This window comes from Variovorax sp. Varisp36 (genome assembly GCF_047304235.1).
Lineage (GTDB): Bacteria > Pseudomonadota > Gammaproteobacteria > Burkholderiales > Burkholderiaceae_C > Variovorax.
Genome location: NZ_JBGLYU010000027.1, coordinates 53584 through 72288 on the forward strand (window position 1 = coordinate 53584; position 18705 = coordinate 72288).

24 protein-coding genes are annotated in these 18705 nt (G+C 66.3%); 17 read left to right on the forward strand and 7 right to left on the reverse strand.

The window, feature by feature from the left end:
* Positions 1 to 63 precede the first annotated feature (63 nt).
* From ubiE to ACCD11_RS17210, 16 genes are all read left to right on the forward strand, one after another.
* Positions 64 to 795 (forward strand): bifunctional demethylmenaquinone methyltransferase/2-methoxy-6-polyprenyl-1,4-benzoquinol methylase UbiE, encoded by a 732-nt coding sequence (gene ubiE / locus ACCD11_RS17135; protein ID WP_007837120.1) that lies wholly within the window; start codon positions 64 to 66, stop codon positions 793 to 795.
* A 31-nt stretch (positions 796 to 826) separates the two neighbouring features.
* On the forward strand, positions 827 to 1855 hold the full coding sequence (locus ACCD11_RS17140; protein WP_413314792.1) for a Tim44 domain-containing protein: 1029 nt from the start codon (positions 827 to 829) through the stop codon (positions 1853 to 1855).
* 162 nt (positions 1856 to 2017) lie between these two features.
* Complete coding sequence (locus tag ACCD11_RS17145) at positions 2018 to 2575, forward strand: SCP2 domain-containing protein (protein WP_007837122.1); 558 nt, start codon at positions 2018 to 2020, stop codon at positions 2573 to 2575.
* Positions 2572 to 4137, forward strand: coding sequence for a ubiquinone biosynthesis regulatory protein kinase UbiB (ubiB, locus tag ACCD11_RS17150; RefSeq protein ID WP_413314793.1), 1566 nt, complete (start codon positions 2572 to 2574; stop codon positions 4135 to 4137). The genes ACCD11_RS17145 and ubiB overlap by 4 nt, the downstream gene beginning before the upstream one ends.
* Positions 4138 to 4150: 13 nt before the next feature.
* The gene (locus tag ACCD11_RS17155) at positions 4151 to 5599 is read left to right on the forward strand and encodes a sodium:solute symporter family protein (RefSeq protein ID WP_413314794.1); all 1449 of its coding nucleotides are present in this window, start codon (positions 4151 to 4153) and stop codon (positions 5597 to 5599) included.
* 70 nt (positions 5600 to 5669) lie between these two features.
* Positions 5670 to 6005 carry an FmdB family zinc ribbon protein gene (locus ACCD11_RS17160; RefSeq protein ID WP_007837132.1) on the forward strand — a complete coding sequence of 112 codons (336 nt, stop codon included), beginning with the start codon at positions 5670 to 5672 and terminating at the stop codon, positions 6003 to 6005.
* Between the two features lie 15 nt (positions 6006 to 6020).
* Positions 6021 to 6653 carry a DUF502 domain-containing protein gene (locus tag ACCD11_RS17165; RefSeq protein WP_007837133.1) on the forward strand — a complete coding sequence of 211 codons (633 nt, stop codon included), beginning with the start codon at positions 6021 to 6023 and terminating at the stop codon, positions 6651 to 6653.
* A gap of 37 nt (positions 6654 to 6690) precedes the next feature.
* The gene (gene aspS, locus ACCD11_RS17170; protein ID WP_413314795.1) at positions 6691 to 8496 is read left to right on the forward strand and encodes an aspartate--tRNA ligase; all 1806 of its coding nucleotides are present in this window, start codon (positions 6691 to 6693) and stop codon (positions 8494 to 8496) included.
* 7 nt (positions 8497 to 8503) lie between these two features.
* A complete protein-coding gene (gene nudB / locus ACCD11_RS17175) occupies positions 8504 to 8980 on the forward strand; it encodes a dihydroneopterin triphosphate diphosphatase (protein ID WP_413314796.1) in 477 nt (158 codons plus the stop codon).
* Complete coding sequence (locus tag ACCD11_RS17180; RefSeq protein WP_007837139.1) at positions 8977 to 9744, forward strand: endonuclease/exonuclease/phosphatase family protein; 768 nt, start codon at positions 8977 to 8979, stop codon at positions 9742 to 9744. Before nudB ends, ACCD11_RS17180 begins: the two co-directional genes overlap by 4 nt.
* A gap of 73 nt (positions 9745 to 9817) precedes the next feature.
* Positions 9818 to 10549 carry a GTP cyclohydrolase I gene (gene folE / locus ACCD11_RS17185; RefSeq protein WP_007837141.1) on the forward strand — a complete coding sequence of 244 codons (732 nt, stop codon included), beginning with the start codon at positions 9818 to 9820 and terminating at the stop codon, positions 10547 to 10549.
* Positions 10550 to 10552: 3 nt separating this feature from the next.
* Positions 10553 to 10975 (forward strand): BLUF domain-containing protein, encoded by a 423-nt coding sequence (locus tag ACCD11_RS17190; RefSeq protein ID WP_007837143.1) that lies wholly within the window; start codon positions 10553 to 10555, stop codon positions 10973 to 10975.
* A gap of 36 nt (positions 10976 to 11011) precedes the next feature.
* On the forward strand, positions 11012 to 11893 hold the full coding sequence (locus ACCD11_RS17195; protein ID WP_413314797.1) for an EamA family transporter: 882 nt from the start codon (positions 11012 to 11014) through the stop codon (positions 11891 to 11893).
* Between the two features lie 4 nt (positions 11894 to 11897).
* On the forward strand, positions 11898 to 12722 hold the full coding sequence (locus ACCD11_RS17200; protein ID WP_413314798.1) for a DUF429 domain-containing protein: 825 nt from the start codon (positions 11898 to 11900) through the stop codon (positions 12720 to 12722).
* 125 nt (positions 12723 to 12847) lie between these two features.
* Complete coding sequence (locus ACCD11_RS17205; RefSeq protein WP_007837149.1) at positions 12848 to 13045, forward strand: CsbD family protein; 198 nt, start codon at positions 12848 to 12850, stop codon at positions 13043 to 13045.
* 47 nt (positions 13046 to 13092) lie between these two features.
* Positions 13093 to 13611, forward strand: a complete 519-nt coding sequence (locus tag ACCD11_RS17210) for a BON domain-containing protein (RefSeq protein ID WP_413314800.1) — start codon at positions 13093 to 13095, stop codon at positions 13609 to 13611.
* A 92-nt stretch (positions 13612 to 13703) separates the two neighbouring features.
* Here ACCD11_RS17210 and ACCD11_RS17215 read toward each other — a convergent pair whose 3' ends face one another.
* The 6 genes from ACCD11_RS17215 to ACCD11_RS17240 all read right to left on the reverse strand — a co-directional run bounded on the left by ACCD11_RS17215 (position 13704) and on the right by ACCD11_RS17240 (position 17305).
* Positions 13704 to 14264 carry a ferritin-like domain-containing protein gene (locus ACCD11_RS17215; protein WP_007837161.1) on the reverse strand — a complete coding sequence of 187 codons (561 nt, stop codon included), beginning with the start codon at positions 14262 to 14264 and terminating at the stop codon, positions 13704 to 13706.
* Positions 14261 to 14785, reverse strand: a complete 525-nt coding sequence (locus ACCD11_RS17220; RefSeq protein ID WP_413314801.1) for a hypothetical protein — start codon at positions 14783 to 14785, stop codon at positions 14261 to 14263. The genes ACCD11_RS17215 and ACCD11_RS17220 overlap by 4 nt, the downstream gene beginning before the upstream one ends.
* Positions 14772 to 15155: a hypothetical protein gene (locus ACCD11_RS17225; protein ID WP_413314802.1), complete on the reverse strand. Its 384-nt coding sequence runs from the start codon at positions 15153 to 15155 to the stop codon at positions 14772 to 14774. The genes ACCD11_RS17220 and ACCD11_RS17225 overlap by 14 nt, the downstream gene beginning before the upstream one ends.
* Before the next feature lie 36 nt (positions 15156 to 15191).
* Entirely contained in the window at positions 15192 to 15569 is a 378-nt protein-coding gene (locus tag ACCD11_RS17230) for a hypothetical protein (protein WP_007837164.1), read from the reverse strand.
* 54 nt (positions 15570 to 15623) lie between these two features.
* Positions 15624 to 15788 carry a DUF1328 domain-containing protein gene (locus ACCD11_RS17235; RefSeq protein WP_007837165.1) on the reverse strand — a complete coding sequence of 55 codons (165 nt, stop codon included), beginning with the start codon at positions 15786 to 15788 and terminating at the stop codon, positions 15624 to 15626.
* 197 nt (positions 15789 to 15985) lie between these two features.
* Complete coding sequence (locus tag ACCD11_RS17240; protein WP_007837166.1) at positions 15986 to 17305, reverse strand: CHASE3 domain-containing protein; 1320 nt, start codon at positions 17303 to 17305, stop codon at positions 15986 to 15988.
* Between the two features lie 130 nt (positions 17306 to 17435).
* Here ACCD11_RS17240 and ACCD11_RS17245 point away from each other — a divergent pair, with 130 nt between their 5' ends.
* Positions 17436 to 18068, forward strand: a complete 633-nt coding sequence (locus ACCD11_RS17245) for a response regulator transcription factor (protein ID WP_007837167.1) — start codon at positions 17436 to 17438, stop codon at positions 18066 to 18068.
* A 45-nt stretch (positions 18069 to 18113) separates the two neighbouring features.
* Here ACCD11_RS17245 and ACCD11_RS17250 read toward each other — a convergent pair whose 3' ends face one another.
* Positions 18114 to 18518, reverse strand: a complete 405-nt coding sequence (locus ACCD11_RS17250; RefSeq protein ID WP_413314803.1) for a response regulator — start codon at positions 18516 to 18518, stop codon at positions 18114 to 18116.
* Positions 18519 to 18705 lie beyond the last annotated feature (187 nt).

Genomic DNA, 18705 nt, shown 5'->3' on the forward strand with positions numbered 1-18705 from the left:
ATGTCCGCCGTACGCGCGGGGTCGTCGGCTTGATGTGAGGGCTTCGGGCCTAACATCGGTTGCATGAGTACCACACACTTCGGCTTCGAAACGGTCGACGAAAGCGAGAAGGCACGCCGCGTGCGCGGCGTCTTCGATTCGGTCGCCTCGCGCTACGACGTCATGAACGACCTGATGTCGGCCGGCCTGCACCGCGCATGGAAGGCATACACCGTGATGGTCGCGAACGTGGGCGAGGGCTCGCGCGTGCTCGACATCGCGGGCGGCACCGGCGACCTCGCGCTCGCCTTCGCGAAGAAGGTCGGCGCCACCGGCCAGGTGGTCCACACCGACATCAACGAAGCCATGCTGCGCACCGGCCGCGACCGTCTGCTCGACGCCGGCGTGTCGCTGCCCACCATGGTCTGCGACGCCGAGAAGCTGCCCTTTCCCGACGACCACTTCGACGTGGTGACGGTGGCCTTCGGCCTGCGCAACATGACGCACAAGGACATCGCGCTCAAGGAAATGAACCGCGTGCTCAAGCCTCGCGGCAAGCTGCTCGTGCTCGAGTTCTCGAAGGTCGCGAAGCCGCTCGCCAAGGCCTACGACTGGTACTCCTTCAACGTGCTGCCACGCCTGGGCAAGCTGGTGGCCGGCGACGACGCGAGCTATCGCTACCTCGCCGAATCGATCCGGATGCATCCCTCGCAAGAGGAGCTCAAGACCCTCATGAAAGAGGGCGGTTTCGGACATGTGGACTATCACAACATGACCGGGGGAATCGCCGCCCTCCATGTTGGAATCAAGTGTTGATGACGCGAATCTTTCGCTCAGAGGAGACGACATGAAGAGTTTGGGTTCTTTGTTTCTGGCAGCTGCATTGGTGCTGGTCAGTGTCCAGGCCGAGGCTGCGCGCTTGGGCGGTGGCAAGTCCGTCGGACGGCAGTCGTCCAACGTGACGCAGCGTGAGGCCGTCCCGTCGGCAGCGCCCGGCGCCCCCACGCAGAGCGCGACCAACGCTGCAGCGGCGAAGCCCGCAACGCCCGCACCCGCGGCGGCCGCGCCGAAGCGTCCGTGGGGCGCCATGCTCGGCGGCCTGGCCGCCGGCCTGGGCCTCGCATGGCTCGCGCATTCGCTCGGCCTCGGCGCTGGCTTCGGCAACATCCTGCTGATCGGCCTGCTCGTGCTTGCCGCGGTGGTGGTGTGGCGCATGATCAAGTCGCGCTCGCAGCCTGCCGGCAACGGCCAGGGCGGCTTCGCCTTCCAGGGCGCGGGCGCCAGCCCGAGCAATGCCAGCGCGCCGGCGCAATACAGCCCGGCCAACGTGGGCAACGACGCATCGGCACGTCCATGGGAGCGCAATGCCGCCGCCTTCGACGCCACCCCGTCGAACGACGCGCCGCACGGCAGCAGCCTCTCGGCAGCGGGTGCCGCGGCCGGTGGCAGCATGATCGGCTCGGCGCTCGGCGGTTCGCAGTCCTGGGGCATCCCCGCGGGCTTCGACGTCGACGGCTTCCTCGGCGCCGCGAAGCGCAACTTCGTGACACTGCAGGATGCCTGGGACCGCGCCGACGTCTCGATGCTGCGTTCGATGATGACCGACGGCATGGTCGACGAGATCCGTACCCAGCTGGCCGACCGCGCCAGCCACACGGGCGGCGCCTCGAACAAGACCGAAGTCGTGATGCTCGACGCCAAGCTGCTCGGCATCGAGGAACTGCCCGACGCCTACATGGCCAGCGTGGAGTTCTCCGGCATGATCCGCGAAGACGCCTCGGCCGGCCCGGGTCCGTTCCGCGAAGTGTGGAACATGACGAAGCCGACCAGCGGCAACAGCGGCTGGCTCGTGGCTGGGGTGCAGGCACTGCAGTAAATAAAGGCTCGCCCCCCAAGGCTTCGCGCACTTCGTGTCGCTTCTCCTGCCCCCTGCCGGGGGCAACACCAGCAGCCCGGCAAAGCCGGTTCCGCGGTGTTTCTGGAAAAGGGCATGTGGTCCATGGGTCGCGGGGCGCTACAGTGACGGGATAATGGGGACATGGCCACACCATCGTCCCCATTTTCTTTTCTCGGCGACCTTTTCAATCGCATCGGCGAGCGTCTGCAGCCCCCGGACTGGGCGGTCCACGAGATCCAGCATCGCGCGGTCCTGTTCCTGAACCACGTGCTGCAGCAGGAGCCCGAGGCCCAGCAGCGGCTGCTGCGCCAGCAGGGGCGGGTGGTGCGTTTCCAGTGGCGCTTCGTGACGATGGAGCTGGTGGCCACGCCGGCCGGCCTCCTCGACCTGGCACCTGAGGGCTCGGTGCCTGAACTGACGCTCACCGTCATCGACGAATCCCCCTTCGACATCGCCCGCGCCACGCTGCGGGGCGACAAGCCGGCCGTGCAGATCATCGGCGACGTGCAGCTGGCGGCCGAGGTCAACTGGCTGGTCGACCACGTGCGCTGGGACGTCGAGGACGACCTGGCCCGCCTGATCGGCGACGTGCCCGCTCACACGCTCGGCAACGGCGTGCGTCGCGTCGTGGGCGCGCTGCGCCAGTTCGTCGGCGATCGCTCGGCCAAGGCTGGCGGCTCGGCGAGCGCGGCCGAATGAGGCGCTTCTACCGCGGCCTGTTCATCGTCTGGGTCGCACTGCGCTACGGCCTCGACGAGCTCGTGCTCACGAGCTTCCAGAAGCCCTGGCTGCGCGTGGTGGCGCGCGTCGTCTCGTTCGGGCGCAACCTCGATGCGCCGCGCGGCCAGCGCCTGCGCGAGGCGCTCGAGCGGCTCGGCCCCATCTTCGTGAAGTTCGGCCAGGTGCTGTCGACCCGGCGCGACCTGCTGCCGCCCGACATCGCCGACGAACTGGCCTTCCTGCAGGACCGCGTGCCGCCGTTCCCGTCGGCGGTGGCCATCGCGACCATCGAGCGTGCGTTCCGCCGTCCGGTGGGCGACGTGTTCGTGCAGTTCGACGAAACACCCATTGCCAGCGCCTCGATCGCGCAGGTGCACTTCGCGACCATCCGCACCAACCAGGGCGAGTTGCGTGAAGTGGCGGTGAAGGTGCTGCGTCCCAACATGCGCGGCGTGATCGAGAAAGACCTGGCGCTGATGGCCATGATGGCCGGCTGGATCGAGAACCTCTCGGCCGACGGCAAGCGCCTGAAGCCGCGCGAGGTGGTCGGCGAGTTCGACAAGTACCTGCACGACGAGCTCGACCTGGTGCGCGAGGCGGCCAACGCCGCCCAGCTGCGCCGCAACATGGCCGAACTCGACCTGGTGCTGATCCCCGAGATGTTCTGGGACTTTTGCCATCCCGAAGTCATCGTGATGGAGCGCATGAAGGGCGTGCCCATTGCGCAGATGGACCGCCTGCGCGCGGCCGGCGTCGACATTCCCAAGCTGGCGCGCGACGGCGTCACCATCTTCTTCACGCAAGTGTTCCGCGACGGCTTCTTCCACGCCGACATGCACCCCGGCAACATCCAGGTGAGCCTGGCGCCCGAGACCTTCGGGCGCTACATCTCGCTGGATTTCGGGATCATCGGCACGCTGACCGAGTCGGACAAGGAATACCTGGCGCAGAACTTCGTGGCCTTCTTCCGGCGCGACTACAAGCGCGTGGCCGAGCTGCACCTCGAGAGCGGCTGGGTGCCGGTGGGCACCCGCATCGACGAGCTGGAGGCGGCCATCCGCACCGTCTGCGAGCCGTACTTCGACCGGCCGCTGAAGGAAATCTCGCTGGGCATGGTGCTGATGCGCCTGTTCCAGACCTCGCGCCGCTTCCACGTCGAGATCCAGCCGCAGCTGGTGCTGCTGCAGAAGACGCTGCTCAACATCGAGGGCCTGGGCCGCAACATCGATCCCGAGCTCGACCTCTGGGCCACGGCCAAGCCCTTTCTCGAGAAATGGATGGTCGACCAGATCGGCCCCAAAAAGCTGTTCCAGCAGCTCAAGGCCGAGGCGCCGCGGTACGCCAAACTGCTGCCCCAATTGCCGCGCCTGCTGCACGATTTCCTCGAAAATCGGCCGGTCGACAACCGCCGCGAGCTGCTCGAACTGCTGGCCGAGCAGAAACGCACCAACCGTTTGCTGCAGACGATCGTCTACGGTGGCATAGGTTTTGTATTGGGGTTGCTCGCCATGCAATTGCTGGTGCGCGTGCGTCTGTTCTAGAGGAGTTTCTGCCGTGTTGCTGACGCTGGTCATCGTCTATCTGCTGGTCACCATCGCGATCGGTCTTTATGCCGCCAAGCGGGTGAAGAACACCACCGACTTCGCCATCGCCGGGCGGCACCTGCCGCTCTACATGATCGTCACGACCACCTTCGCGACCTGGTTCGGCTCCGAAACGGTGCTCGGCATTCCGGCCAAGTTCATCGAGGGCGGGCTCAACGGCGTGATCGAGGACCCATTCGGCGCGGGCACCTGCCTGATCCTGGTGGGCCTGTTCTTCGCGGGCAAGCTCTACCGCATGACGCTGTTGACCATCAGCGACTACTACCGCGAGCGCTACGGCCGCGGCGTCGAGGTGGCCTGCTCGCTCATCATCATGCTGAGCTACCTGGGCTGGGTGTCGGCGCAGGTCACGGCGCTGGGGCTGGTGTTCAACCTGCTGTCGGGTGGCGTCATCAGCATTCCCGTGGGCATGGTGATCGGCGTGGTCTCGATCCTGGCGTACACGCTGTTCGGCGGCATGTGGTCGGTGGCCGTCACCGACTTCATCCAGATGATCATCCTGGTGGCCGGCCTTGCCGTGATCGCGATGTTCGCGGGCAACATGGCCGGCGGCGCCGACAAGGTGGTGGCCTTCGCGGTCAGCAAGGACCTCTTCAAGTTCTGGCCCGAACCCAACTGGCACGACATGGTCTTCTTCCTCGCGGCCGCCATCACCATGATGCTGGGCTCCATCCCGCAGCAGGACGTTTTCCAGCGCGTGATGTCCGCCAACAGTGCCAAGGCGGCGCAGCGCGGGCCGGTGATCGGCGGCCTGGCGTACATCCTGTTCGCCTTCGTGCCGATGTTCCTGGTGGCCAGCGCGCTGCTGATCATGCCGGAGCAGACCGCCACCCTGCTGAAGGAAGATCCGCAGAAGGTGCTGCCCACCTTGGTGCTGCAGAAGATGCCGTTCGTGATGCAGGTGCTGTTCTTCGGTGCGCTGCTGTCGGCCATCAAGTCGACCGCCTCGGCCACGCTGCTGGCGCCCAGCGTCACCTTCACCGAGAACATCTGGCGCCAGTTCCGCCCCGCCGGCACCGACCGCCAGAACCTCATGACGATGCGCATCACGGTCCTGCTGTTCAGCGCCGCGGTGCTTGCCTACGCCATCCGCATGCAGGGCACGCCAATCTACGAACTGGTGTCGGGCGCCTACCAGGTGCCGCTGGTCGGCGCCTTCGTGCCACTGGTGTGCGGCCTGTACTGGCGCCGCGCCACCACGCAGGGCGCCATCGCCTCGATCGTCCTGGGCATCGGCATATGGCTGCTGTTCCTGTGGATGCCCTGGGGCAGTGCGTTTCCGGCCCAGCTGGCAGGCGTGCTGTGCTCGTTCGCGGGCATGGTGGCCGGATCGCTGCTGCCGCAATGGTTGGCGAACACTCACACGCCGCACCGGCCTTTGACGACGGAACCGGCCTGAAGCAGGGGGCAGCCCTATAATCGAGGGCTTTGCGAGCGGCAGCTGCGCCGCTTTTTTGACCTCATTTCCCATGCCCATCTACGCCTACAAGTGCAGTGCCTGCGGCTTTGCCAAAGACGCTTTGCAGAAGATGTCCGACGCGCCCCTCACGGTGTGTCCGGCGTGCGGCGCGAGTGCGTTCGAAAAACAGGTCACGGCCGCCGGCTTCCAGCTCAAGGGCTCGGGCTGGTACGTGACCGATTTCCGTGAGGGCGGTGGCAAGAAGTCCGAACCGTCCACGGCGCCCGCGTCCAGCGACGGCGGCAAGTCCGCCGAGTCTTCCTCTTCCACAACCGTCGCCGCGCCGAGCCCTGCTCCGGCGCCCGCTGCACCGGCCCCCGCGCCGGCCGCGGCCAGCGGCGACTGATCGATCCCGACCGCCATGCTCGCCCTGCGCAAATGGTTGCTGTCCGGCCTGCTGGTCATCGTGCCGCTGGTCATCACGCTCGGCGTGCTGAACTGGATCATCGGCACGCTCGACCAGACGCTGTGGCTGCTGCCCGCGCAGTGGCAGACCTGGCTCAGCGACCACAAGGTGCGCGGTCTGGGCGTGCTGCTCACGCTGGCCATCCTGCTGGTGGTGGGCGCCACGGCCAGCAACTTCGTCGGCAAGCGCCTGCTCGGGTGGGGCGACGCCGTGGTGCGCCGCATTCCAGTGGTGCGCTCGATCTACTCCAGCGTCAAGCAGGTGTCGGATACGCTGTTTTCCGAGAACGGCAATGCCTTCCGCACGGCGGTGCTGGTGCAGTGGCCGCGCGAGGGCGTGTGGACCATCGCCTTCGTGACCGGCGCGCCCGGCAACGAAGTCGCCGAGCACCTCGGCGAGGGGGAATTCCTCAGCGTCTACGTGCCGACCACGCCCAACCCGACGGGCGGCTACTTCGTGATGCTCAAGCGCAGCGACTGCATCGAACTGAAGATGAGCGTGGACGAAGCGCTCAAGTACATCGTCTCGATGGGGGTGGTCGTTCCAGGCGGCCCCGCCACGGTGGCGGTGAAGTCTTCCAACTCATAAAAACGAACGCGCCCACAAGGCGCCGGAATGGATTCCTATGGCCATGCGTACTCACTATTGCGGTCTCGTGACCGAAGCCCTGCTGGGCCAGACCGTCACCCTGTGCGGCTGGGTCAACCGCCGCCGCGACCACGGCGGCGTGATCTTCATCGACGTGCGCGACCGCGAAGGCTATGTGCAGGTGGTGTGCGACCCCGACCGCGCCTCGACCTTCGCCGTCGCCGAGAACCTGCGCAACGAGTTCTGCGTGCAGATCACCGGCCTCGTGCGCGCACGCCCCGAAGGCACGACCAACGACCAGCTCAAGAGCGGCAAGATCGAAGTGCTGTGCCATGAGCTCAAGGTGCTGAACCCCTCGGTCACGCCCCCGTTCCTGCTGGACGACGACAACCTGTCGGAAACCACCCGTCTCACGCACCGCGTGCTCGACCTGCGCCGTCCGGCCATGCAGCGCAACATGATGCTGCGCTACAAGGTGACGATGGAAACGCGCAAGTTCCTCGATGCCAACGGCTTCATCGACATCGAGACGCCGATGCTGGGCAAGTCCACGCCCGAAGGCGCGCGCGACTACCTCGTGCCCAGCCGCGTGCACGACGGCAGCTTCTTCGCGTTGCCGCAGTCGCCCCAGCTGTTCAAGCAGCTCTTGATGGTGGCCGGCTATGACCGCTACTACCAGATCGTGAAGTGCTTCCGCGACGAAGACCTGCGCGCCGACCGCCAGCCCGAATTCACGCAGATCGACATCGAGACCTCATTCCTCGCCGAAGAAGAAATCCGCGAGATGTTCGAAGGCATGATCCGCAACGTGTTCCGCAATGCCGCGGGCATCGACCTGCCGGTATTTCCGACCATGACGTACGGCGACGCGATGTTCAAGTACGGTTCGGACAAGCCCGACCTGCGCGTGAAGCTCGAGTTCACCGAGCTCACCGAACTGATGAAGCGCGTGGAATTCAAGGTGTTCTCGAATGCCGCCACCATGAAGGGCGGCCGTGTGGTCGCGCTGCGCGTGCCTGGCGGCGGTGCCGAAGGCGGCCTGTCGCGCGGGGAAATCGATGCGTACCAGGAGTTCGTCAAGATCTACGGCGCCAAGGGCCTGGCCTACATCAAGGTCAACGACGCCGCGGCCGGCCGCGAAGGCCTGCAGAGCCCGATCGTCAAGAACCTCGACGACGCCTCGCTGGCCGAGATCATCGCCCGCACGGGTGCGCGCAACGGCGACATCCTGTTCTTCGGTGCCGACAAGGAAAAGGTCGTCAACGACGCCATCGGCGCGCTGCGCGTGAAGATCGGCCACAGCGCCTTCGGCAAGAAGGCGGGCCTCTTCGACGACCGCTGGGCGCCGCTGTGGGTGGTCGACTTCCCGATGTTCGAGTTCGACGAGGAAGGCCAGCGCTGGAGCGCCGTGCACCATCCGTTCACCGCGCCGAAGGACGGCCATGAAGACCTCATGGACACCGCACCCGAGAAGTGCATCGCCAAGGCCTACGACATGGTGCTCAACGGCATCGAGATGGGTGGCGGCTCGGTGCGTATCCATCGCGAGGAAGTGCAGAGCAAGGTGTTCCGCGCGTTGAAGATCAGCGCCGAGGACGCGCAGCTCAAGTTCGGCTTCCTGCTCGACGCGCTGCAGTATGGCGCGCCGCCGCACGGTGGCATCGCCATCGGCCTGGACCGCCTCGTCATGCTCATGACCGGCGCCGAGTCGATCCGCGACGTGATCGCCTTCCCCAAGACCCAGCGCGCGCAAGACCTGCTGACGCAGGCGCCGAGCCCGGTCGACGAGAAGCAGTTGCGCGAGCTGCACATCAAGCTGCGCAACACGCCCCAGGCAGCCTGATACGGCCATGACGACCAGCCCCCGACCCTGGAAGATCCCGGAGTCGGTGCTGGTCGTGATCCACACGCCGGCGCTCGATGTGCTGCTGATCCGGCGTGCGGATGCCGAGACCGACTTCTGGCAGTCGGTCACCGGCAGCAAGGACGCCGCCGACGAGCCCCTCGCGCTCACCGCGGCGCGAGAGGTGGCCGAGGAAACCGGCATCCGGTGCGGCGAGGGCACCGCGCTCGCCCCGCGGCTGGCCGACTGGCAGCTGCGCAATGTCTACGAAATTTATCCACGGTGGCGCGCCCGCTATGCGCCCGGCGTGACGCACAACACCGAGCACCTGTTCGGCCTCTGCGTACCCGATCGCCTGACGCCCACGCTCGATCCGCGCGAACACACCGACTGGAAGTGGCTGCCGTACCGCGAAGCGGCGGACGCGTGCTTTTCCCCGTCGAACGCCGAAGCCATCCTGTTGCTGCCAGAATTTGCGCGATGAACCAGCCGGCAGCAACAGCAGCGCAGAACCTCCGGGTCGCGACCTACAACATCCACAAGGGTGTGCAGGGCATCGGGCCCGCGCGGCGGCTCGAGATCCACAACCTGGGCCACGCGATCGAGCAGCTCGACGCCGACATCGTCTGCCTGCAGGAGGTGCGCAAGATGAATCGGCAGGCCGCCACACGCTTCGCGCACTGGCCCGAACTGCCGCAGGCCGACTTCCTCGCGCCCGAGGGCTACACCGCAGTCTATGAGACCAATGCCGTTACGCGCCACGGCGAGCACGGCAATGCGCTGCTCACGCGCTGGCCGGTGCTGCGCACCAGCCACCAGGACATCTCCGACCACCGATTCGAGCAACGCGGGCTGCTGCACGTGGTGATCGACGTCGAGGGCCGCAGGGTGCACGCCATCGTGGTGCACCTGGGGCTCATCAGGGGCAGCCGGGTGCGGCAGGTCGCACGCCTGCGCGAGTTCATCGACCGCGAAGTGCCGCCCGACGAGGCCGTGGTGGTCGCGGGAGACTTCAACGATTGGGGTGCCCGCATGCGCTACGCCATGAACGCCATGGGACTGCGCGACACCAGCGACCTGCGTGGTGCGCGCACGCTCACTTACCCCTCGCGCCTGCCGGTGGCGCAACTCGACTTCGTCTACGGGCGCAGGCTGGAGCCGCAGGCCTGCACGGTGCCGCGCGGGCCGATCTGGGCCCGCATGTCCGACCACCTGCCGCTGGTGGCTGATTTCACGCTCCTCAATTGATAGCATTGCTCCAAGAAGGGACGGGCGTTGCGGGCCCGAATGTCTGGAGCCATTCACTGGTACGATCCCCGCCATGCTGAGGAAAACCGACGTCGACCCGCGCCCCGATCGAAACGACGATGACGAGGGCACGCCCGTCTCCGTGAAGATCCGCGAGCGCATCACCGCAGCGCGCAAGCGCTTCAACGCCAACGACAACATCGCCGAGTTCATCGAGCCCGGGGAGCTGGAGACCTTGCTCGACGAGGTCGAGGTCAAGATGAAGGGCGTGCTCGAAAGCCTGGTCATCGACGTCGAGAACGACCACAACACCGACAACACCGCGCGCCGCGTCGCCAAGATGTACCTCAATGAGGTGTTCAAGGGCCGCTACGTGGCGCCGCCCTCGCTCACCGAGTTTCCCAACGCCGAGCACCTGAACGAGCTGATGATCGTCGGCCCGATCACCGTGCGCAGCGCCTGCTCGCACCACTTCTGCCCGATCATCGGCAAGCTGTGGATCGGCGTGATGCCCAACGAGCACACCAACGTGATCGGCCTGTCGAAGTACGCGCGCCTGGCCGAGTGGGTCATGGGCCGTCCGCAGATCCAGGAAGAAGCCGTGGTGCAGCTGGCCGACCTGATCCAGGAAAAGACGCAGCCCGACGGCCTTGCCCTCGTCATGGAGGCCGAGCATTTCTGCATGGCCTGGCGCGGCGTGAAGGAAATGGACAGCAAGATGATCAACTCCGTGATGCGCGGCGTGTTCCTGAAAGATCCGAGCCTGCGCCGCGAATTCCTTTCCCTCCTTCCCCGAAAGGGCTGAGCCATGCTGGTCCGACTTCTCTACGCCAGCCGCGCCGTCGACACCAGCCCCGAGGCCATCGAGGCGATCCTTGCGCAATCGCGCTCGCACAACACGACCTGCGGCATCACCGGCATCCTCTGCTATGGCGCGGGCACCTTCCTGCAGGCCATCGAAGGTGGCCGCATGGCCATCAGCGAGCTGTACGGCCACATCCAGCGGGACGGGCGCCACAAGGACGTGGTGCTGCTGCACTACGAGGAGATTTCCGAACGCCGCTTCGGCGGCTGGACGATGGGGCAGGTCAACCTGTCGAAGCTCAATGCCTCGACGCTGCTGAAGTATTCCGAGAAACCCGAGCTCAACCCGTATGCGGTCTCGGGCAAGGTTTCGCTGGCGCTGCTCGAGGAACTGATGGCCACCGCGGCCATCGTCGGCCGACACTAGAACGTGGCCCCCGCGCTCTGCCTCGCATAGATCGAGGTGCCGCTCTCCGCATTCGCCCTGATCCTGCTCGCCGGGGTCATTCATGCCAGCTGGAACATCGCCGCCAAGAAGGCGAACGGCGATGCGCGCTTCGCCTTCCAGAGCGGCGTATTCATGGCCGTCGTGTGGGCGCCGGTGGGCATCGTGCTCGGCTGGCGCGTGGTGCCGGCCTGGGGCTTGCGCGAATGGGGCTTCGTCGCGTTGAGCGGCGTGCTGCACGTCTTCTACTATGTGATCCTGCTGCGGGGCTACCGCAAGTCCGACCTTACGGTGGTCTATCCGCTGGCGCGCGGTTCGGGCCCGCTGCTGTCGTCGCTGGTCGCGATCCTGTTCCTCGGCGAGACGATCAGCCTTGTCGGCGTGGCCGGCATCTTCGGCGTGGCGCTGGGCGTGTTCCTCGTGGCGGGTGGCCCGCGCCTGTGGCACGGCAAGCATGACCCGGCCCAGCGCGAGCGTGTGTACAAAGGCATCCGCTACGGCGTGCTGACCGGCGCCTTCATCGCGGCCTACACGGTGGCCGACAGCTATGCGGTCAAGTTCCTGGCGATGTCGCCGATCCTGCTCGACTACATGAGCAACTTCGTGCGGCTCGTGCTGCTGCTGCCCGCCGCACTGCAGGACCGCGCGACCACAGCGCGCATGTGGCGCGCGCAATGGAAGTACGCGCTGCTGGTGGCGGCAATCAGCCCCGTGTCGTATGTGCTCGTGCTCTACGCGGTGCAGCAGGCGCCGATCTCGCACGTCGCGCCGGCGCGCGAGGTGTCGATGCTGTTCGCCGCGCTGGTCGGCGGCCACCTGCTGCGCGAAGGCGACCGGCTCTTGCGGCTGCTGGGCGCGTTGTTCATCGCCGCCGGCGTCGTCGCGCTCGCGATGGGCTGAGGCCATGGTGCTGTTCGGCTGCGATTTTTCCAGCGCGCCGACGGCACGCAAGCCGATCGTGGTGGCTGCCGGTGAACTCGCCGATGGCAATCGCGTCGTGCTGACCGGCCTGCAGCGCTTCTCGACGCTCGAAGCATGGGGCGAATGGCTGTGCGCCACGCCCGCCTGGACCGGCGGTTTCGATTTTCCATTCAGCCTGCCGCGCGAACTCGTCGAGCATCTGGGATGGCCGGTGCAATGGGCGCCGTTGATGGCCCATTACGCCAGCCTGAGCCGCGCCGAAATCCGCGAGACCTTCGCCGCATTCTGTGCGGTGCGACCCCTCGGCGGCAAGTTCGCGCACCGTGCGACCGATGGACCCGCAGGTTCCAGCCCGTCGATGAAGTGGGTCAATCCGCCGGTGGCCTACATGCTCCACGCAGGTGTGCCGCGCCTGCTGGCCGCCGGTGCACGCATTCCCGGCCTGCACGCCGGCCCTGGCGCGGACCGCATTGCGCTGGAGGCCTATCCCGGCCTGCTGGCGCGGGAGTTGATCGGGCGCCGCAGCTACAAGAGCGACGAGCTGCCGAAGCAGACGCCCGAACGGCTCGCCGCACGCACCGACCTGCTCGTCGCGCTCGAAGCGGGCACCACGCGCCTCGGCCTGCGGCTTGGCGTCACCGCGCCGCAGCGCGCCGAACTGCTGGCCGATGCCCGCGGCGACGACATCGACGCGGTGCTGTGCCTCGTGCAGGCGGCCTGGGCACTGCAGCGCGCGCAAAGCCCCGGGCCCGGCCATGGCCTGCCGCGAAATTTCGATCCGCTTGAAGGATGGATCGTCACCGCCTGAGCCTCGTTGTCCTACACCGCTTCGGGCTTCCGTCGGCGTCCGCGGCCGTCGGCGAAAGCCTAGATTGAAATCGGCGGGCCGTTGCGGACCGCGCATTTCATCACCCGATCAGGAAGGACAACGACATGAACAAGGACCAATTGGCAGGCCGCATGGAAGAAGCCAAGGGCAAGCTGAAGGAAGTGGCCGGCAAGGCCGTCGGCAGCGAAAAGCTCGAAGGCAAGGGCATTGCCGAACAGGCCGCCGGCAAGGTTCAGAAGACCTACGGCGACGTCAAGGAGCGGGCCAAGGACGCTATCAAGTCGGGCGCCAACAAGCTGTGACGCCCATTTCCCGTGCGCAATCGAGCGACGGACAGGAGGATTTCCATATGAACGAACACATTACCCCCATCACCACGCCGCACTCGCGCGCGTGGCTCGCCGTGCTCGTGGCCGGCGTTGCGCTGACGCTGGCCGGCTGCGACAAGTCCGACAACCGCACGGCGGGCGAGAAGCTCGACAGTGCGGTAGCCAAGACCGAGAAAGCGGCCGATACCGCGGCGGCCAAGACCGGCGAGGCTGTCAGGGATGCCAAGGCCAAGGTTGAGTCGTCCAGCACCACGGCCGAGGTGAAGGAAGGCATGGCTCGTGCCAAGGAAGCTGCCAAGGACGCCGGCGCCGCGATGAGCGCGACGATGGACGATGCCGCCATCACGGCCTCCGTATCCGCAGGCCTCGCCAAGGACCCGGACCTCAGCGCGATCAAGATCGACGTCGACACGAAGGGCGGCGCCGTGAGCCTGAAGGGACCCGCGCCCACCGCCGCCGCCAAGGCGCGCGCTGAGGAGATCGCCAAGGGCGTGCAGGGCGTGACATCGGTGAACAACCAGCTCGAAGTGAAGGGCTGATCGCCACCCTGCGCCAGGCGCAAAAAATGAAGAAGCCCGGTCTCTGCCGGGCTTTTTTTTGGCGAGAGCTCTCCGGGCCCTCGGCTTGATGGTCAATGGCCGAGCCAGTCCTTCAGTTCGTCGGCATGCTCTTCTTCCTCCGAGAGGATGTCCTCGAGCATGCGGCGCGTGGTCGGGTCCTTGTCGCCGATCAGGGTGATCATCTGGCGATACGCCTCCACCGCAATGCGTTCGGCGACGAGGTTGGCGCGCACCATCGATTGCAGGTCGGTCGACTCGTCGTAGGCTGCATGGCTACGGTCCAGCAGGTGGCTGGGTGCGAAGTCGGGCTCGCCGCCCAACTGCACGATGCGCTCGGCGATGCGGTCGGCGTGTGCCGACTCGGCGTTGGCATGCACGAGGAACTCGTCGGCAATGGCGGGCGAGTCCACGCCGTTGGCGGTGAAGTAATGGCGTTTGTAGCGCAGCACGCAGACCAGTTCGGTGGCGAGTGCGTCGTTCAGGAGCTTGACGACGTCGTCGCGCCAGGGGCCATAGCTGGGCGTGACGGCGCCTTCGTCGAGGCTGTTGCGCGCGGCGTCCAGGCCGCCCTGGTCCAGCACCAGGTGCTTGTGCTGAGCCGCCTTGGAGGATGAGGAAACATCGACTTTCATGGAGGGTCCTTTCGTGGGAGGCTTGTGGTCTTGCGCATCAAGGTGTTGACGAGGTCGGCCACGTCGGATGTCTTCAGTACCGCTGCAAGCACGGCCGTGGCCGACAGCAGGCGCCACGGCTTTACGAGCACCAGCACCGCGCCTGTGGCCGCGGCCGCGGCCATCAGCTTGGCCGGCTCCTTGCGCGCATAGTGCTCGAGCAGCGGACGGGCCAGTTGGCCGACCGCGTGTGCCGGATGCCGGCGCCACCAGCGTTCCACCACGCCGCGGCCCATCGAGAGCCACACGTTGTTTCGTCCCCGCCGCGGGTTTTGCGGGTGCCGCTTGCGGCGCGGCGCGGCGGCCGATGGGTCGTCGAACGCGTATTCCAGTTCGTCCTCGGGCTCGCGGTCGCGTTCCGCCCGGGGTTGTGCGTCGTCGTTCGCGGCGTCCGCATCGCCGTTCAGCTGCCGCACCAGCGCGCGGCGCGAGAGGGCCAGGCGCTGCTGCGGGGTGAGGGAGGAGCGTTCATCGCTGTTCATGGGCAGCTCCGGCGTCGCGCAAGGCCTGCAGGTCGGCGCCCAGCTGCGAGCGCAGATCGTCGAAACCGTAGCTCGGAACGGACTTCGTCGCGTACCACGTACAGATGGCCGCTATCACCAGCGCCACGCCCGGCACGGCCACGAGCACCCAGTGAAAGCTGCCGTGCATCACGCCCAGCAGCACTGCGACCCCCGTCAGTCCAAGGGCCAGTGCGGCGCAGGCCGCAGCCAGCACGCCTGCGACGATGCGGGCGACGAGCCCGCGTCCCGCCTGCGCTGATTCCTGGCGCACGAGGGCGGCGTAGTTGGCAAGGTGTTCAGCGACCAGTTCCGGATGCCCGAGCACCGTGGAGAAAATCGGATGAAGCATGGTGCCGGGATGGGTGGAGCGAAAAAGGTCGGCGGATCAGTAGTCGTCCCGGCTGCGGCGGCTGGCCAGCACGATGAGCGCCGTGATGGCAGCGCCGGCGGCCGCGGCCAGAAGCACCGAGCGCACCGGCTGGTCGGAGATGTAGCGGCCCGTGACGTCGGCAGCCTGTTCGAGTCGGCGCTGCGCACGTGCGCTGGTGGTGGACGCGGCGTCCAGCCCGCGCTGAACGGCCTGCTGCACGCGGGCAGCCAGCTGCTCGACAGCGGGTTCGGCATCGCGTTGCAGGTCGCGGACCTTTTCGCCCGCCGCATTCACCGCGTTCTGTGCATAGGCGCGGGTCGTTTCGACCGCTTCGCGCGCGGTCTGGCGGGCGTCGTCGGCGAGTTGCGAGGGAGTCTTGGTCGTCGTGTTCATGTGAAAGTCCTTTCCGGAAAAATGAAATGCGCAAGCCTGTTGATCGTAACGACGCTACTTGCGTCGTAGCAAGCCGGCAAGGAAGCTCGCAATCGCGAGGATCGCGAAGATCACGAAAAGGATCTTGGCAATGCCGACCGCGCTGGCGGCGATGCCACCGAACCCGAACAGGGCCGCGATCAACGCGATGACCAGAAACACCACGGCGTAATGCAACATGCGGAACTCCTTCGAGGCTGCCCTCGTTGTGTTGTAAGCGGCGCATGCCGGACTCCCGCAGAGGAAGTACCGGATGGCACAGGTGCAACCTTAAGTGGGGCACTGCCGCAGACCTGTCAGCGGCCGGGGGCGGGGTGCGTAGGAGATGGCCGAGTCGCCCTGCGCCGATATGTGAAGGAGTAGCGCTGTCCGGCGTCTCAAACGGGTTTGACGATGGGCAGCATGGCGCTCAGGCGCGTGCCTCTGCCCGGCGTCGACGACACCGTGAGCTTGCCGCGCGCCGCCTCCACCCGATGCCGCATGCCCGCGAGGCCGTGTGTCGATGGCCGCATGCGCTGCGTGTCGAAGCCCTTGCCGTTGTCCGCCACTTCCACGATCACGTGGTTTTCATAGTTCTTCAGCACGATGGTGGCTTCGCTGGCCTCGGCGTACTTGCCGATGTTGGTGAGGCTCTCCTGCACCATGCGGTAGATGGTGAGCTGGCGCGATTCATCCATGGTCACCGGCTCCAGCGCCATCTCGATCTGCAGGCCCGAGCGCTCCCCGAACTCGCGCCCCAGGATCTCCAGCGATGCGACCAGCCCCAGGTTTGAGAGCGACGACGGCCGCAGGTCTTCGATGATGCGGCGCTTGAGCGCGATGCCGCTGTTGAGCAGCTCGGTCAGATGCTGCAGCCGCTGGGTGGCGTCGGGTGCGTCCGTCAGCCGCGACTTCAGCCGCGCCACGTCCAGCTTGGCGGCGGTGAGCAGCGAGCCCAGTTCGTCGTGCAGCTCGCGCGCGAGGTAGCCGCGCTCGGTTTCGCGCACATCCTGCAGATGGGTTGCCAGTTCGGCCAGCGAGGCAGTGCGTTCGAGCACTTCGTCCTCCAGCGCATTGCGCTCGCGCTGCAGGGCCTCCTGCTGGCGCTCGCCGATGGAGCGCAGCGCATGCGTCTGGCGCAGGTACAGGAAAAAGGCGATCAGCGCCGCCAGCGCCACGATGGCGGTGCCGACGCGCGCCAGCTGCAGCGAGCGCAGCACCTGCTGCTGGCTTCGCTGCAAGGTGTTGTTGCTGGTCTTCACCAGTTCACTCGCTGTCGTGCGGATGGCCTCCATCTCCTCGCGGCCGACATCGGTCGTGATGACGAACTTCCAGGCGTCGTCCTTGCCGTCCTGGCGCAGCCGCACGCTCATGTCCATCTCGGCCACCTTGCGCAGCACGTGCTTCGACAGTTCGGCCAGCTGGGTGAGTTCGGCCGGCCTGGCGGCGTACAGCCGGCGCAGCGTGGCGAGATGGCCGTCGACCTGTTTGACCGCGTCGTCGTAGGGCTTTCGGTAGCTCGCCTCTCCGGTCAGCAGGTACCCTCGCTGGCCGGTTTCGGCATCCAGCATGTTCTGCAGGATCTGGTTGAGCGTGCCGCGCACCTGCTGCGCCTCGTCGATGTCGGCCAGGGCGCGGCTCGACTGCCGGTAGCCGGCCTCGTTGATGCCGACGAGGGCCAGTGCAGCCAGCGCCGCGAGCAGCAGGCTCACGGCCATTCGTGGAGGGGCTAACCAGTGCATGAAACTTTCAAGGTCGCTTGACGCGCAAGTTCGTGAATAATTGATAACAATCAGGGACCGGTATGTTGCGACCCGCATGCCCGCAACACAACGACGAAAGTAACAGATGATCAAAATCGGAATTGTGGACGACCACGCCATCGTGCGATCGGGCCTCCGGCAGTTCTTCTCCGAGCACGTGGACCTGCGCGTGGCGGGTGAGGCAGCAAGCGGGCGCGAGGCCATCGAACTGGTGCGCACCACGGAACTCGACGTGCTGGTCATGGACCTTTCGATGCCGGGCCAAAGCGGCATCGACGCGCTCGCCATGATCCGCGCCAAGGCGCCGGACGTGGGCATCCTGATCCTCAGCGGCTATCCTGAAGAGCACTACGCGATGAACCTGATCCGGCAGGGCGCGAGCGGTTACCTGAACAAGGAATGTGATCCCATCGAGATCGTCAACGCCATCCGCACCATTTCGCTGGGCCGGCGCTACATCACGCCCGCCGTGGCCGAACTGCTGGCCCGCCAGCTCGACCGCAAGGACGACGCCGCGCCGCACGAGCAGCTCTCGGAGCGCGAGTTCCAGGTGTTCCTGAAGCTCGCCAAGGGCGAGACCGCAGGCGATATCGCCAAGACGCTGTCGCTGTCGGTGAAGACCGTGAGCACCTACCGCACGCGCCTGATGGAGAAGATGAACCTCTCCTCCAACAGCGACCTCACGTACTACGCACTGAAGAACAAGCTGATCGATTGAGATCGGCCTGCGAGCGGGAAGGGGCCCCATGCAGCGGCTCCTTCTTCAACCTGTTCCGGACGAGGAATGCAGCGCCTTGGCCTGCCCGATGCAGAAGTCGACCAGCGCGTCGATTTCGTTCGACTTGTCGAACACCGCATCGACCCCGAACTCGGCGCAACGCCGCCTGATATCGGGCGTCGCATAGTTGCTGAGAACCACCACCTTCTGCACGGGCTTGCGCGACTGGCAGGCCTGGAGCACCCCCAGGCCGCTGCCTTGCTTGAGAAAGAGATCGACGATGACGAGGTCCCACTCGCCGTGGTGGCCGAGCAGCCACGCGCGCGCGCCGCTCTCGGTTTCGGCGAAGCCAACCACCGTGGTGCAGGTAAGTTCTTCCAGCGTACCAATGAGGTTTTCACGGATCGTGAGGTTGTCTTCGACGACGTAGGTCTGCAATCTGGAATCCATGCCGAACCGCGCTTCCTCTGAGGTTGGCAGGCGCATTCGCGGCGCCTAGCTCCATGACCGCCTGCATATCGAGTGTGAGACGCTTCTGTCACCCCATCATGCAAGCTTCAACGTGCGGCTGTTGTAGGCGGGTTCCGACGCGTATACCCGGCCCAGTCTGCAACGCACCTTCGTAGGCGGCGCCTCA